11 protein-coding genes and 1 pseudogene are annotated in these 14,541 nt (G+C 65.7%); 6 read left to right on the top strand and 6 right to left on the bottom strand.

Annotated elements, in window-relative coordinates:
* Window positions 1–1,061 precede the first annotated feature (1,061 nt).
* Window positions 1,062–1,985 (bottom strand): annotated as a pseudogene (locus WAW17_RS09805) (ABC transporter ATP-binding protein); the annotation flags it as partial.
* 676 nt (window positions 1,986–2,661) lie between these two features.
* Between WAW17_RS09805 and gdhA the strand changes: the two are divergent.
* Complete coding sequence (gene gdhA / locus WAW17_RS09800) at window positions 2,662–4,005, top strand: NADP-specific glutamate dehydrogenase (protein ID WP_422332789.1); 1,344 nt, start codon at window positions 2,662–2,664, stop codon at window positions 4,003–4,005.
* A 72-nt stretch (window positions 4,006–4,077) separates the two neighbouring features.
* Here gdhA and WAW17_RS09795 read toward each other — a convergent pair whose 3' ends face one another.
* The 3 genes from WAW17_RS09795 to WAW17_RS09785 are packed head-to-tail and all read right to left on the bottom strand — an operon-like array spanning window position 4,078 to window position 6,630.
* Complete coding sequence (locus tag WAW17_RS09795) at window positions 4,078–4,305, bottom strand: hypothetical protein (protein ID WP_422332787.1); 228 nt, start codon at window positions 4,303–4,305, stop codon at window positions 4,078–4,080.
* A 13-nt stretch (window positions 4,306–4,318) separates the two neighbouring features.
* Window positions 4,319–5,491, bottom strand: a complete 1,173-nt coding sequence (locus WAW17_RS09790; protein WP_422332786.1) for a fatty acid desaturase family protein — start codon at window positions 5,489–5,491, stop codon at window positions 4,319–4,321.
* Between the two features lie 29 nt (window positions 5,492–5,520).
* Window positions 5,521–6,630, bottom strand: coding sequence for a ferredoxin reductase (locus WAW17_RS09785; protein WP_422332785.1), 1,110 nt, complete (start codon window positions 6,628–6,630; stop codon window positions 5,521–5,523).
* Window positions 6,631–6,785: 155 nt separating this feature from the next.
* Between WAW17_RS09785 and WAW17_RS09780 the strand changes: the two genes are divergently transcribed.
* Entirely contained in the window at window positions 6,786–7,469 is a 684-nt protein-coding gene (locus WAW17_RS09780; RefSeq protein ID WP_422332788.1) for a TetR family transcriptional regulator, read from the top strand.
* 23 nt (window positions 7,470–7,492) lie between these two features.
* A complete protein-coding gene (locus tag WAW17_RS09775; protein WP_422332784.1) occupies window positions 7,493–8,341 on the top strand; it encodes an alpha/beta fold hydrolase in 849 nt (282 codons plus the stop codon).
* Here WAW17_RS09775 and WAW17_RS09770 read toward each other — a convergent pair.
* Window positions 8,338–9,669, bottom strand: a complete 1,332-nt coding sequence (locus tag WAW17_RS09770; protein ID WP_422332783.1) for an MFS transporter — start codon at window positions 9,667–9,669, stop codon at window positions 8,338–8,340. The two genes, WAW17_RS09775 and WAW17_RS09770, sit on opposite strands and share 4 nt — an antisense overlap.
* Before the next feature lie 121 nt (window positions 9,670–9,790).
* Here WAW17_RS09770 and WAW17_RS09765 point away from each other — a divergent pair, with 121 nt between their 5' ends.
* Genes WAW17_RS09765 through cmrA form a run of 3 tightly spaced genes read left to right on the top strand, consistent with a single transcriptional unit; the run spans window position 9,791 to window position 13,185 of the window.
* On the top strand, window positions 9,791–10,324 hold the full coding sequence (locus tag WAW17_RS09765) for a PadR family transcriptional regulator (RefSeq protein WP_422332782.1): 534 nt from the start codon (window positions 9,791–9,793) through the stop codon (window positions 10,322–10,324).
* A 13-nt stretch (window positions 10,325–10,337) separates the two neighbouring features.
* Window positions 10,338–12,362, top strand: coding sequence for an FAD-dependent oxidoreductase (locus tag WAW17_RS09760; RefSeq protein WP_422332781.1), 2,025 nt, complete (start codon window positions 10,338–10,340; stop codon window positions 12,360–12,362).
* 19 nt (window positions 12,363–12,381) lie between these two features.
* Window positions 12,382–13,185: a mycolate reductase gene (gene cmrA / locus WAW17_RS09755; protein WP_422332780.1), complete on the top strand. Its 804-nt coding sequence runs from the start codon at window positions 12,382–12,384 to the stop codon at window positions 13,183–13,185.
* Window positions 13,186–13,198: 13 nt separating this feature from the next.
* Here cmrA and WAW17_RS09750 read toward each other — a convergent pair.
* A partial coding sequence (locus WAW17_RS09750; RefSeq protein ID WP_422332779.1) for a helicase HerA-like domain-containing protein occupies window positions 13,199–14,541 on the bottom strand: 1,343 nt, incomplete at its 5' end.

Genomic DNA, 14,541 nt, shown 5'->3' with positions numbered 1-14,541 from the left:
GCCGCGGCCAGTGCCGCGAATCCCATCTCGGTGGCGAGGAAGGCGTCGGACAGCGCCCCTGGGCCGCCCAGGCGCGCGAACATTTCCCGGATCGCATCGGTACTTGCGAAGTCTGCGGCATTGCCGGCGAGCATGCCCAGCAGCCCGCCGAGGACAGCGAACCCAAATGCCCAGCCCAGGAACATGCCGCGCTGCATTCGCCACGCCAGGTCGATCGGTCGCCGGAAAGCGTCCCATCGCCCGTCTCCGGGCCGGTCGGCAATCAGCCCGGCGCCGAGGTCACGACGGTGCGACAGCGCGAACGCGGCGGCAGCGATCAGCGCCGCGGCGGCAGCAAGTGGAAGGAGGGCCCACCACCGGTCCCCCGCGAACGGGCGGATCTCGTGAGCGATACCCAGCGGGGACAGCCAGGTGAGCCACCCCGCGCCGGTGCCGTCGCCCAGCGCCCTGATCAGATAGGCAACCGCGATAGCCGCGACGGCGAGCGCCCGTGCGGTGCGGGCCCCCGTCGTGAGCTGTGCTGCAAGCGCTCCCACCGCCGCGAATACGACACCGACCGCGGCCCAGGATGCCCCGAAGGCGAGGGAACCGGTGGCCGGCAGCCCGGCTGCCCGGCTGCCCGCAGCTGTCAGCAACCCGAGCAACAGGCTCGCGCCGACAGTCAGGCACAGCGCCGAGCCGAGTGCCGCGTTTCGTCCGATCGGCGCGGCGCCGACAAGTTCCAGACGGCCCGACTCTTCCTCGCCACGCGTGTGACGGATCGCGACGAAGGCGGTGAACAGCGCGATCAGCGCGGCGCCGAGCGCCGTCATCTTCATGATGGACAGCGCGCCGATCGACGTCGGATCGTAGATCGGGCCGTACATAGCGACCAGCGCGGCACTCGCGTTCACCGCATCGGCCGCCATCACTCGGGAACTGACGTCGGGGTAGAGATCGACCGTCGCCGTGACCGAGAACAAGGCGGTGAAGGCGAAGACGGCGATCCATGCAGGCAGCAGGATCCGGTCGCGGCGCACCGCGAGCCGCACCAGATCGACGGTGCCCGTCCACCCGGTCATCGATTTACCGGACGTCGAAGCGTCGTCCCCGGCCGCCCCACTCGCGGGCGCAGTTCGGTAGTGGAGCAGAAACAGTTGTTCGAGCGTCGGTGGCCCGGTGCTCAGGCCCGTAACCCCACTGCGGGCGAGCGCTGCCAGGATCGCGGTGAGCGCGTCCCGGTCGACGCGGCAGACCAGATGCGAGCCGTCGAGCGTCACGTCGTGGACGCCGGGAATCGCGGAGTAGTCGGTGCCGAGGTCGACGAGATCGGCGGTGACAACGGTGCGGGTGAGATGTCTCAGGTCGTCGAGGGAGCCGGTGTCGACGGCGTGTCCGTCCCGGATGATCGTCACCCGATCGGCCAGCGCCTCGACTTCGCTGAGGATGTGGCTGGACAGCAGCACTGTCACACCCTGCGCGCGCCATTCACCCATGCAGATCCGGAACTCGTTCTCCATCAGCGGGTCGAGGCCGGCCGTCGGCTCGTCGAGCAGCAACAGTTCGACGTCGGCAGCCAGGGCCGCGATCAAGGCGACTTTCTGCCGATTGCCTTTCGAGTAGCTGCGCGCTTTCTTGGTGGGATCGAGGTCGAAGCGTTCGACCAGTTCGCGTCGGCGCTGCTCGTCGAGGCCACCTCGCAGCCGGCCGAGTACATCGATGATCTCGCCTCCGGTGAGTGTCGGCCACAGGCTCACCTCGCCGGGAACGTATGCGAGTCTCCGGTGCAGGGCCGTTGTTTCGGGTTCGGCGCCAAGGACCCGGACCGTTCCGGCATCGGCCCGCATCAGCCCGAGCAGGATCCGCAGGGTCGTGGACTTGCCCGAACCGTTGGGCCCGAGGAACCCGTGAACCTCGCCGGTGCGGACTCGCAGGTCCAGACCCTCCAGCGCACGAGACCGCCCGAACCATTTGGTGAGACCTTCGACGAACACCGCGTCATTCATCGGATCCATCCCTCCCGCCAACGGCTTACAGCGATTGTCCAACCATCTGCGCGCGTTTCGCCGGGTTCCGACCGAAGTCGGTGCACCCGGAATTCCGTCTTCCCCGTACAGTTGTCCAGGAGGTAACTCGGATGGTTGCCCAGTAGGTAATCAGCCGTGATACATACTTCACCCCCTGTACTCGCGCGTAACAAACCGACCGTCTAGTCTCGTTTATGCATCGCATCCAACCCGACGGGATCGATGCCCGGAACCCGCCACCTGCCTCCGCGAGTGGCGGGTTTTCCGGATGCGCCCGGGCGCCCGCCGCAACCGCTTCGGCCACGCCGACACCCCCTGAGTTGGAAATCACAACCTCCTACATGAGGGGCATGAGCGAGAGCGAGGTCCAGCGCGCAACGACCGAGATCGTCATGGATTAGGTGGGCAGTCGACCGACCCCCGGCGGAGTTGGTCCACAACTGCGGCCATCCCGTGCACATCGCGTATCGCTGCCGCTACTGCGACGAGGAAGTCGATAACACCTCGGTCGCAATGCATGCTCACGCACCGCGTGAGTGACATCACACCAGCACCCGAACCGCTAATCCGCCGATACACCAGCCTTTGTGCTGGGTCTATAGTTGCTCGCGTAAACAGCACGTTAATAAGAAATCACAACGTCAGGTAGGTGGCTGTGTCAGCGCGCGAGTGGGTAGCTGAGATCTACGAGCAGGTCCGCCTGCGCAACGCCGGAGAGCCCGAATTCCACCAGGCGACAGCAGAAGTGTTCGAGTCTCTCCAGGTGGTTCTGGAACGTCATCCCCACTACGCCAATTCCGGGCTGATCGAACGGCTCTGCGAGCCGGAACGTCAGATCATCTTTCGGGTTCCGTGGGTCGATGACGATGGAAACGTGCACGTCAACCGCGGTTTCCGCGTGCAGTACAACAGCGTGCTCGGCCCCTACAAGGGCGGCTTGCGCTTCCACCCCAGCGTCAACCTGGGAATCGTGAAGTTCCTCGGCTTCGAGCAGATCTTCAAGAACGCCCTCACCGGACTGCCGATCGGCGGCGGCAAGGGCGGTTCCGACTTCGATCCCAAGGGCCGGTCCGACGCCGAGGTCATGCGGTTCTGCCAATCGTTCATGACCGAACTTCATCGCCATATCGGTGAGTACACCGACGTTCCCGCCGGTGACATCGGAGTGGGCGGACGGGAGATCGGTTACCTCTTCGGTCAGTACAAGCGGCTGACGAACAGTTACGAGTCGGGCGTGCTCACCGGCAAGGGGACCGGCTGGGGCGGCTCGCAGGTCCGGCGTGAAGCAACGGGATATGGCGTCGCCTACTTCGTCGCCGAGATGCTGAAGACCGCGAACAGCTCGCTGCAAGGCCAGAAGGTCGTCGTCTCCGGTTCCGGAAACGTGGCGATCTATGCGATCGAGAAGGTCCACCAACTCGGCGGCGTCGCGATCGCGTGCTCGGACTCCTCGGGCTACATCGTGGACGAGAAGGGCGTCGACCTCGACCTGCTGAAGCAGATCAAAGAGGTCCGCCGCGGCCGTATCTGCGAATACGCGGATGCGGTTCCGCATGCGAAGTTCGTGGAGGGCGGCTCGATCTGGGACGTCCCCTGCGACGTCGCACTCCCCTGCGCCACCCAGAACGAGCTCGACGAATCGGCGGCCAAGGCCCTGGTGGCCAATGGTGTGCGCGCGGTCGCCGAGGGCGCCAACATGCCGACCACCCCGCAGGGCGTCCAGGTGTTCCGTGACGCCGGGGTGCCATTCGCACCCGGCAAGGCGGCCAACGCCGGCGGAGTCGCAACGTCCGCACTGGAGATGCAGCAGAACGCGTCCCGCGACTCGTGGAGCTTCGAGTACACGGACGAGCGGCTCGCCAAGATCATGCAGGGTATTCACAATCGCACGGTCGCCACTGCCCTCCATTACGGAATGCCGGGCGACTACGTGCACGGCGCGAACATCGCCGGCTTCGTGACGGTCGCCGACGCCATGATTTCGCTCGGGGTCATCTGAGACACGGGACGAAAAGGGTGGGTACGGCCGTCTCGGCCGTACCCACCCTTTGTCGTTGCCCGTTGTTGTCGTTCAGTCTGTCGTCGTCGAGTCGACCGGTTTGTCACCCGGCGCTTCGTCCTCGCGAGCCTTCTTCGAGGCCTCACGCATCTCGATGCCGTCGGACACCCAATCACCGATCTCACGGGTCACATCGCGAACGGCGCCCGCGATGATCGTCGCTATCTGCCCCACGTGCGTGGCCGCGGACTCCGTCAATTCCTGCACGGTATCCTTGCGCCGCTCGAACTTCCCCACCATTATGTTTCGCCTCTCAGGCTGCAGTCTTCTGCCGCTCGACGATAACACCGGGAACGGTGTCGGACGAGAGGAGACCGGGCGGCAGTGCCAGCTTGAAGATCTTCCCCCACACCGAGCCGATCTGCTTGAAGAAGCCACCCGTGTTGTAGGGCAGGCCGTGCTTCTCGCACAGCGCCTTCACGACGGGAGCCATCTCCGGGTACCGGTGGGCCGGGATGTCCGGGAACAGATGGTGCTCGATCTGATGGGACAGGTTGCCCGACATGATGTGGAACAGCGGGCTGCCCGAGATGTTGGCACTGCCGAGCATCTGCCGCACGTACCATTCACCGCGCGTTTCGTCCGCCGTCTCCGCCTCGGTGAAAGTCTGGACACCGCTGGGGAAATGCCCGCAGAAGATGATGGAGTACGCCCACACGTTGCGAACCAGGTTTGCGGTGACGTTGCCCAGCAGAGTCGGCAGGAAGAGCGGCCCGGTAAGCGCCGGGAAGATCGCGTAGTCCTTGACGACCTGCCGTCCCGCCTTCTTCCACCACCCCTTCAGGATCGGCTTGATGTCATGCCACTTTCGCTTGCCTTGGATGACGTTCTCGGCTTCGAGGTCGTGCATCATCACGCCCCACTCGAACAGCATCATCAGGACGAAAGCGTAGACCGGGTTCCCCAGGTAGTAGGGGTTCCACTTCTGCGCCTCGTCGATGCGAAGAATGCCGTACCCGACGTCGCGGTCGCGGCCCAGAATGTTGGTATACGTGTGATGCATGTAGTTGTGTGAGTGCTTCCACTGGTCGCCGGGACAGACGTTGTCCCACTCGAACACCCGTGAATTCAGACCCGGTTCACGCATCCAGTCGTACTGGCCGTGCATCACATTGTGACCGATCTCCATGTTGTCGAGGATCTTCGACAAGCTCAGCGCCCCGACGCCGGCCAGCCACGCGGGGGGGAAGAAGCCGAGATACATGAGGCCGCGGCCCGCCACCTCGAAGCCTCGCTGCGCCTTGATGACCTTGTAGATGTACTCGCGATCCTCGGCGCCGAGCTTCGCGACGGTGCGGTCACGGAGTTCGTCCAGCTCCCGGCCGATCTCCTCGACCTGGTCCTGGTGCAGTACGACAGGCACGTCGGCCTGCTTGATGTCGGTTCCGTCGACGAACGGAAGAAAAGAGAGTGAGAGTCCCAACATGTCGGTCTCCAGACGTTTCGGGTGAAGGGTCAGATGTCGAGGGCGACGTCGCCGACGGGGACCGAGATGCAGAGCTGGATCGCCTTGTCCTGGTCTGTGTCGGTGTCGCCGGTGCGGACGTTCTTGGTGCAGCCCGTCTTCTTCACGGCGGTGCACGAGAAGCAGATGCCCATCCGGCACCCGTATTCGGGATCGAGCCCGGCGGCCTCGGCCTGTTCGAGCAGTGTGGCCCCGGAATTGTCGGCGGTGACGCCGCTCGCGACGAACGAGATCTCGCCCCCTGCTTCGCCGTCCACCACCGTGGCAGCCGGTGCGAATTCCTCGGTGTGCAGCCGTTCCTCGATTCCGAGTTCTCGATAGAGTTCACGGACTCCGCGCATCAAGCCGGGAGGACCACACAGGTACGCCTCGGTCTCGGCGTAGTCGGGCGCGACGGCGTCGAGATGTTGCTGCCCGAAGAATCCGTGGAGGTCCCCGCCGGTCTCCTGGTCCGTGTAGGCGAGCACCAGATCGATCTGTGGATTCGACGACGAGAGAGCGCGCAGCTCGTCCAGATACGCCACATCTTGTTCGGTGTACGCGTAGTGCAGAAAGGTGACGTGTCCCGCATAGCCTTCGTCCGCGAGAGTGCGGAGCATCGACAGGACGGGCGTGATGCCACTGCCGCCGCTCAGAAGGAGAATTCGGTCCGGCCGCAGCGATGGAAGGGTGAATTCGCCCGCCGCCTGCGACAGGTCCACGACCAGTCCGGGCCGGGCGTTCGTGTGCAGGTACTGCGAGACGAGGCCGTCGGGATGAGCCTTGACCGTCAACTCCACATGGCCGTCCGCGGACGTTTCGGCGTTGGCCGGCGAATAGCACCGGGTATGCCGAACCCCGTCGATGACCACGCCTACCTGCACGAACTGTCCGGCACGGAATCCACGCCACTGACGAGTCGGGTGCAGAGTGAGGGTGACGGTATCCGACGTGGACCGCCTCACGGCGATCACTTCCGCGCGGAGTTCACGCACGGTCATCATCGGCGCGACCAACTCCAGGTAGCGGTCGAGCTGATGCGGAGTAGCCATCGCTTCGAACAACGACAGCAGCGAGAACTTCCGCCCCTTCGCCGGACGTGTGGTGTGAGCAACTGACACGGCTGCCTCCTCCATTTCAGTGCACGCTTGTACACTGACTACAGTGTGACAGGTGGACACAGGAAGTTGTCAATCGAAATGTGACGGCTCGCACACATTCGCCCGTCCGACCGGCGCTGAGGAATCGGAAAGACATGACGAAGGGACACTCGCACATGGAGGACATCGTCATCCCGGCCCCGAATACACTCACAGCCGTGAGTCAGTCGACCGGCGCCGAACCCGAGAGCAGAGCAGCCCGTAAGGAGCGCACGAGGAAGGCTTTACTCGACGGCACGCTCGAGTTGATGGCCGACCGGAGTTTCGCGGGAGTCAGCCTGCGCGAGATCGCCCGTAATGCGGGCATCGTGCCCACCGCGTTCTACCGGCACTTCTCCTCGATCGAGGAACTCGGCGTGGTTCTGGTCGAGGAGAGCATGCGCATGCTGCGCCAGATGCTGCGCGATGCCCGGCGCACACCCAGTACCAAGAGCGCGAGCGCGTCGCTCGAGATCCTGGTGCGCCAGGTCCGCAACCACGAGGCCCAGTTCCGCTTCCTCAGTCGTGAACGGTACGGCGGCGTCCCGGAGATCCGCCGTGCGATCAGCACGGAGATGAGGCTGTTCGTCAGCGAATTGACAGTCGACCTCTCCCGTATCGAGGCGCTACGCGAGTGGGACAGCCAAGACCTGGAAATGGCCGCAGACCTGATCGTTTCCACCATGTTCGCTGTCGTCGTCGACCTGCTCGAAGCCGGTCGCCCCGGCGCGCGCACCGAAGCCGAGGTCGTCGCTCGTGCCGAACGGCAGTTGCGCCTGATCATGTTGGGCATGGCGGGGTGGAAACCCGCATCGAGGTGAACTCCTCGTCGTAGCGTGGGGACATGCATTCACCCCCCGAGCACACCCGCATTCCCGTCGGCGACCTGACGTTCGACCTCACGGTGGGTGGCCCCGCCGACGGCGACCCGGTTGTCCTGCTGCACGGCTTCCCGGAAAGCGCCGCCTCATGGGGGCCCGTCGCAGCGATCCTGAACGATTCCGGGCTGCGGACGTACGCACCCGACCAGCGCGGCTACTCGCCGGGAGCCCGGCCCGACGGCGTCGACGCCTATCGGACGGAACACCTCGTCGCCGACGTGATCGGCATCCTCGACGCCCTCGACCTGGGGTCCGCTCATCTGGTCGGTCACGATTGGGGCGCCATCGTCGCCTGGGTGACCGCAGCCCGGCATCCGGACCGCGTGTCCTCGCTCACCGCCGTCTCGGTGCCTCACCCCGGCGCATTCGGCTGGGCACTGCGAGAGGATGCCGATCAGCAAGAACGCTCGTCCTACATCAGGCTTCTGCGGATGGAGGGCAAGGCCGAACACGTACTTCTACGCGAGAACGCGGGTCCGCTACGGGCCATGTTCGGCGATGTGGTGGCACCGGATCTCGTCGACAGGCACGTCAAGCTCCTGACCGAACCCGGCGCCCTCACCGCCGCACTGGGCTGGTATCGCGCCATGACGAGCGACCTCGAGAGCACTCCGCCCGTCACCGTTCCGACCACGTATGTCTGGAGCACCGGCGACATGGCGCTGGGTCGCGCGGGTGCCGAGCGATGTGGCGAATTCGTTACGGCGCCCTACGAATTCGTGGTACTCGAAGACGCCACGCACTGGATTCCCGAGCAATGTCCGCGGGCGCTGGCCGACGCCGTCCTGCACCGGGTCGGTAAGGACGCCTAGAGCTGGGTGCGCTCGGGTGCCCGTACCACCGACAGCGCCGAGAGCCCGAGCGCGAGGACGATCACCAACCCGAGAATCCCGGCGCGGTCGGCGGCGAACCACCACGCGAACAGCCCGAAGAGTGTGGGCGACAGGAAGGACACCGCGCGTCCGGTCGTCGCGTACAGACCGAACATCTGCCCCTCCCGACCCGGCGGCGTGATCCGAGCCAGGAAGGTGCGTGCCGACGACTGCGCGGGTCCCACGAACAGGCACAGCAGCAGTCCGAAGATCCAGAACATGACGGGACCCGACACCGCCGTCAGAACGGTTCCCACGACAATCATCGCGATGAGGGAAGTCATGATGACGGTCTTGGGTCCGATCCGGTCGTCGAAGCGGCCCGCGGTGAGTGCACCGAGAGCCGAGACGACGTTGGCCGCGACACCGAACAGCAGCACATCCCCCGCGCTGATCCCGTAGACATTGACGGCGAGGACGGCGCCGAAGGTGAACACGCCGGCCAGTCCGTCGCGGAACAGCGCACTCGCGACGAGGAAGTGGACGGTACGCCGATCCGCCGCCCAGAGGTCGCGCAGATCCCGCCACAGAACGCGGTACGACTCGAGGAGCCCTGTCTTCGCTGCGTCCGGATCGGCATGTGTCACCGGCAGTTCGGGAACACTCCGCAGCACCGGGATCGCACACACCGCGAACCAGACGGCGGAGATCAACGCCACCATCCGAATGTTCAGGCCGCCGTCCGTGGTGAGTCCGAGAACACCGCGGGTGTCGCCATCGCCGGCGATGAATCCGAAATAGCACACCAGCAACAGCACGATCCCGCCGAAATATCCCATTGCCCAGCCGAATCCGGACACCCGGCCGATATTCGACGGCGTCGACACCTGCCGCAGCATCGCGTTGTACGGCACCCCGGCCAGTTCGAAGATCACCGACCCCGCAGCCAGCAGCACCAATCCGAGCCAGAGGTACTGATAGGAGTCGTGGACGAAGAACATCGCCGCCATGCAGGCGACGGTGGTGAAGGTGAGAACTCCGAGCGCCCGTTTGCGTCGTCCGACGGCATCGAATCGCTGTCCGGTGACGGGCGCGAGCACCGCGATGAGAAACCCCGCGATCCCCAGCGACCATCCGAGCCACGTACTGGCAGATACCGATCCCGGGAGGTCGTCGCCTACGGCGTCGGTCAGGTACACGGAGAAGACGAACGTGAGAATCACCGCGTTGAACGCGGCCGAACCCCAGTCCCACAGACCCCAGGCCAGGACCTGCCTGCGCGTCGCGGCCTCACCGATCCCGGCAGGCGGACGAACGTCGGCGCTCATGCGAGCGAGCCTATGTGACGCAGCGGCGCGGCACCGCGCAGAACGAGCGCAAGCCGGGGACGTCATCAGGCATGTATGCACCTAGTTGCATAGGCACCTCATTGCATACATACTGCTGTGCGTGGCCCTCGAACATGCACTCCTCGTGTCCCTGACCGAGCACTCCGGGTCCGGCTACGAACTGGCCCGGCGCTTCGACAAGTCGATCGGCTTCTTCCAGAGCGCCACCCACCAGCAGATCTACCGCGTTCTCAAGCGGATGGACGAGTCCGGGTGGGTGAATGCCGAAGTCGTGGCACAGGACAGCAGGCCCGACAAGAAGGTGTACCGCGTCAGCGCCGCCGGCCGTGCCGAACTGAAACGCTGGATCGCCGAGCCGACCGAGCCGAACTACCTGCGCAACGAGCTCGCGGTGAAGATCCGCGCAGCCCGGCAGGGGGACCTCGCAGCTCTCCGGAACGAGGTCGCCCGGCACCGCGACGGGCACGCCGCACGGCTCGAGGTCTACCGGATGATCGAAAAACGCGACTTCCCCGCGCCGGACCAACTCTCCGGCGCAGCCCTCCACCAGTACCTCGTCCTGCGCGGTGGCATCCGCGTCGAAGAGGGTTTCGCCGACTGGTGTCAAGAAGTATTCGACGCGCTCTCGCAGTAAGGACACGCCGCTCATGACACAGTTCCCACAGCTCCTCACCCCCCTCGACCTCGGCTTCACCACGTTGAAGAACCGGGTGATCATGGGCTCCATCCACACCGGACTCGAAGATCGTGCCAAGGACGTCCCCCGCCTCGCCGAATACTTCGCCGAACGCGCCCGCGGCGGGGTCGCGCTGATCGTGACCGGCGGATACGCACCCAACCGAACGGGATGGCTGCTGCCGTTCGGGGCCAAACTCACCAACCGCATCGAGGCCCGGCGACACCGGACGATCACGAAAGCCGTGCACGACGAGGGTGGCAAAATCGCGCTCCAGATCCTGCACGCGGGCCGCTACAGCTATCAGCCGTTCAACGTCTCGGCCTCGTCCATCAAGGCACCGATCAACCCGTTCCGCCCCCGCAAGCTGACCGGCCGCGGTGTGCGGTGGCAGATCCGCAACTACGTGCGGTGCGCGCGGTTGGCGCAGGAGGCCGGGTACGACGGCGTCGAGATCATGGGCGGCGAAGGCTATTTCCTCAACCAGTTCCTGTGCGAACGCACCAACAAACGCACCGACGAATGGGGCGGCACCCCCGAGAACCGCCGTCGGATCGCGGTCGAGATCGTCCGCCGCACCCGCGCCGCAGTGGGCCCGAACTTCATCATCATCTTCCGGCTGTCGATGGCCGACCTCGTCGAGGACGGTCAGACGTGGGACGAGATCGTCGCGCTCGCACAGGAAGTGGAGGCGGCGGGCGCCACCATCATCAACACCGATATCGGCTGGCACGAATCCCGCGTGCCCACCATCGTCACGTCGGTGCCGCGCGCCGCGTTCGCCGACATCACCGGAAAACTCGAGAAGCACGTGAGCATCCCGGTAGCCGCATCCAATCGGATCAACATGCCCGATACCGCCGAAGAAATCCTGACTCGCGGTGACGCGCAGCTCATTTCGATGGCGCGCCCGATGCTCGCCGACCCCGACTGGGTTCGCAAGGCCGAAGCCGGAACCCCGGATGCCATCAACACCTGCATCGCCTGCAATCAAGCCTGCCTCGACCACGCCTTCGTTCACAAGCAGGTGTCGTGCCTGGTGAACCCCCGCGCGGGACGCGAGACGGAACTGACGCTCTCCCCCACCCGGACGCGAAAGAAGATCGCGGTGGTGGGAGCGGGCCCGGCCGGGCTCTCGGCCGCCCTGAACCTGGGACAGCGGGGACATGCGGTGACGCTGTTCGAGTCGGATTCGGAGATCGGCGGACAGTTCGGCATCGCCCGCAAGATTCCCGGCAAGGAAGAATTCGCAGAAACCATCCGGTACTTCGCCCGGCAACTCCCCCCGGCCGGTGTGGACGTGCGGCTCGAAACCCGCGTACGCGCCGCCGATCTCGTCGGCCGGTACGACGAGGTGGTCGTCGCCACCGGTGTCACCCCGCGGGTTCCGTCGATTCCCGGAATCGATCACCCGAAGGTGCTGACGTATCCCGAGGTGGTGCGGGACGGCAGACCCGTCGGGAAATCGGTCGCGGTGATCGGCGCGGGCGGTATCGGCGTCGACGTCAGCGAATTCCTGACCCACGAACACTCGCCGACCCTGGATCTGAAGGAGTGGAAGCAGGAGTGGGGTGTCACCGAACCGGAGGAGGCAGCGGGCGCACTCACCACTCCCATCCCCGAACCGTCGCCGCGCGAGGTGTACCTGCTGCAACGCAAGAGTGGACGCATCGGCGCCGGGCTCGGGAAGACCACCGGCTGGGTGCACCGGGCGGCTCTGAAGAACAAGGGCGTGCACGAACTGTCGGGCGTCAACTACGAGCGCATCGACGACGACGGACTGCACATCACCTTCGGCACCGGGCGCGAGAACCCGCGGACTCTCCCGGTCGACAACGTCGTCATCTGCGCAGGTCAGGAATCGGTGCGTGACCTCGTGGACGAACTGATCGGTGCCGGCGTCACCACGCACGTCATCGGCGGCGCCGACATCGCTGCAGAGCTCGATGCCAAGCGGGCCATCGAGCAGGGCACCCGCCTCGCGGCGCGCATCTGAACCACTACGCTGACTCACCGTGAGTCTGCCGAACCCCAACCCCACAGCCCGCGCCGTAGTGACCGGCGCATCGTCCGGCATCGGTGAAGCGCTGGCCACCGAACTGGCCGCCCGCGGCCACTGCCTGATCCTCGTCGCCCGCCGCGGCGAGGTGATGGACTCGCTGGCGCAGACGCTCCGCGCTCGGCACGGTGTCGAGGTGGACGTACGCGCGTGCGACCTCTCGGACCGCGATGCGCGCTCGGCACTGGTCGCCGAACTGTCCGGGCGCGAGATCAGCATCCTGTGCAACAACGCCGGCATCGCCACCTTCGGCCCGGTCGCCGACCTGGACCCCGCCTACGAGCGCGCTCAGGTCGAACTCAACGCTGTCGCTGTCCACGACCTCACCCTTGCCGTGCTGCCCGGAATGCTGCAGCGCCGATCGGGCGCGATCCTGATGGTGGGGTCGGCGGCGGGCAACATGCCGATCCCCCACAACGCCACCTATGCGGCCTCCAAGGCGTTCGTCAACACGTTCTCCGAATCGCTGCGCGGCGAACTCAGGGGCACAGGAGTGAACGTGACCCTGCTCGCGCCCGGCCCGGTGCGCACCGAGGAACCCGACCCCGCCGAGGCGTCGATCGTCGACAAACTCGTGCCCGACTTCCTGTGGATCTCGAGCGAGCACACCGCGAAGGTGTCGCTCGACGGGCTCGCCGAGAACAAGATGCGCGTCGTCCCGGGCATCATCAGCAAGGCGATGTCCGTTGCCGGACAGTACAGTCCGCGCGCTGTCGTCGCCCCGATCGTGGGCGCCTTCTACAAGAAACTCGGCGGATAGCCCAGGGTTGTGGTTACCGCTTGCGGCGCCGGCCGGTGCCGAAGATGCTGCGGGAGATCTCCCGACCGGCGGCCGAGGCGGCCGACCGCAGAAAGCTCTTCACCGCAGAGTTACCCAGAATCTGCTCCGCCGTGCTCGGCCCCTCGGACGGCGCCGGGGAGGGCGGCGGCAGATCCGGCAGCGGCGGCAGGTCCACACCCCGATCGGCTGCCTGTGCCCCCACCACCTTGGCCGAAAGCTTCTCGTAGGCGGATTCGCGGTCGATGGTCCGGCGGTACTTGACGGCCAAAACACTCGACGACGCCGCGGCCTGGATCGCGTCGTCTCCGATGGTGTCCATCAGCGAACGGGGAGGACGGATGCGCGTCCACGCCACCGGTGTCGGCGCACCCTTCTCGGAGAGCACCGTGACGACCGCCTCACCGATTCCCAATGACGTGAGGGCTTCCTCGAGGTCGTAGTTCTCGGTTTTCGGGTACGTCCGCACCGTCTTGGTGAGCGCCTTCTGATCGTCGGGCGTGAATGCGCGGAGCGCGTGCTGGATTCGGGCACCGAGCTGGGACAGCACCGCGTTCGGCACGTCCGTGGGAAGTTGCGTGCAGAAGAAGACTCCGACGCCCTTCGAACGGATGAGCTTGACCGTCTGCTCCACCTGCTGCAGGAACGCCTTCGACGCGTCCGCGAACAGGAGGTGGGCCTCGTCGAAGATGAAGACGAGTTTGGGTTTGTCGAGATCGCCCTCCTCCGGCAGCGTCTGGAAGAGGTCTGCCAGCACCCACATCAGGAAGGTCGAGAAGAGGGCGGGCCGCGCTGCCTGGGTGCCCAATTCGAAGAGCGTGATGATTCCCTGGCCGTCGGCGGTGATCCGCAGCAGGTCCTCGGTCTCGAACTCCGGCTCTCCGAAGAAGGTATCGCCGCCGTCGGCCTCCAGGTTGACCAGCGCTCGGAGGATCACACCGGCGGTGGCCGGGGACACTCCCCCGATCCCCTTCAGGTCGGCTTTACCCTCGTCACCGGTGAGGTGGGCGATCACCGACCGCAGATCCTTCAGGTCGAGCAGGGCGAGGCCCTGCGTGTCGGCCCAGTGGAAGATGAGCCCCAGCGTGGACTCCTGAGTCTCGTTGAGCCCGAGGACCTTACTCAGCAGGATCGGGCCGAATGCCGTGATGGTCGCCCGGACCGGGATTCCGATGCCCTCCGTGCCCAACGACAGGAATTCCACCGGTGAGCCGGCCGGAGTCCACGAGTCGTCTCCGGTCTCGACGGCCCGGGCAGCGATTTTGTCGCCTGGCCGACCGGGCTTCGACAACCCCGACAGGTCGCCCTTCACGTCGGCCATCACCACCGGTACACCAG

It is taken from the genome of Rhodococcus sp. (in: high G+C Gram-positive bacteria), assembly GCF_049286785.1.
Taxonomy (GTDB): domain Bacteria; phylum Actinomycetota; class Actinomycetes; order Mycobacteriales; family Mycobacteriaceae; genus Rhodococcus_F.
This window is presented reverse-complemented; position numbering and strand designations above follow the sequence as displayed.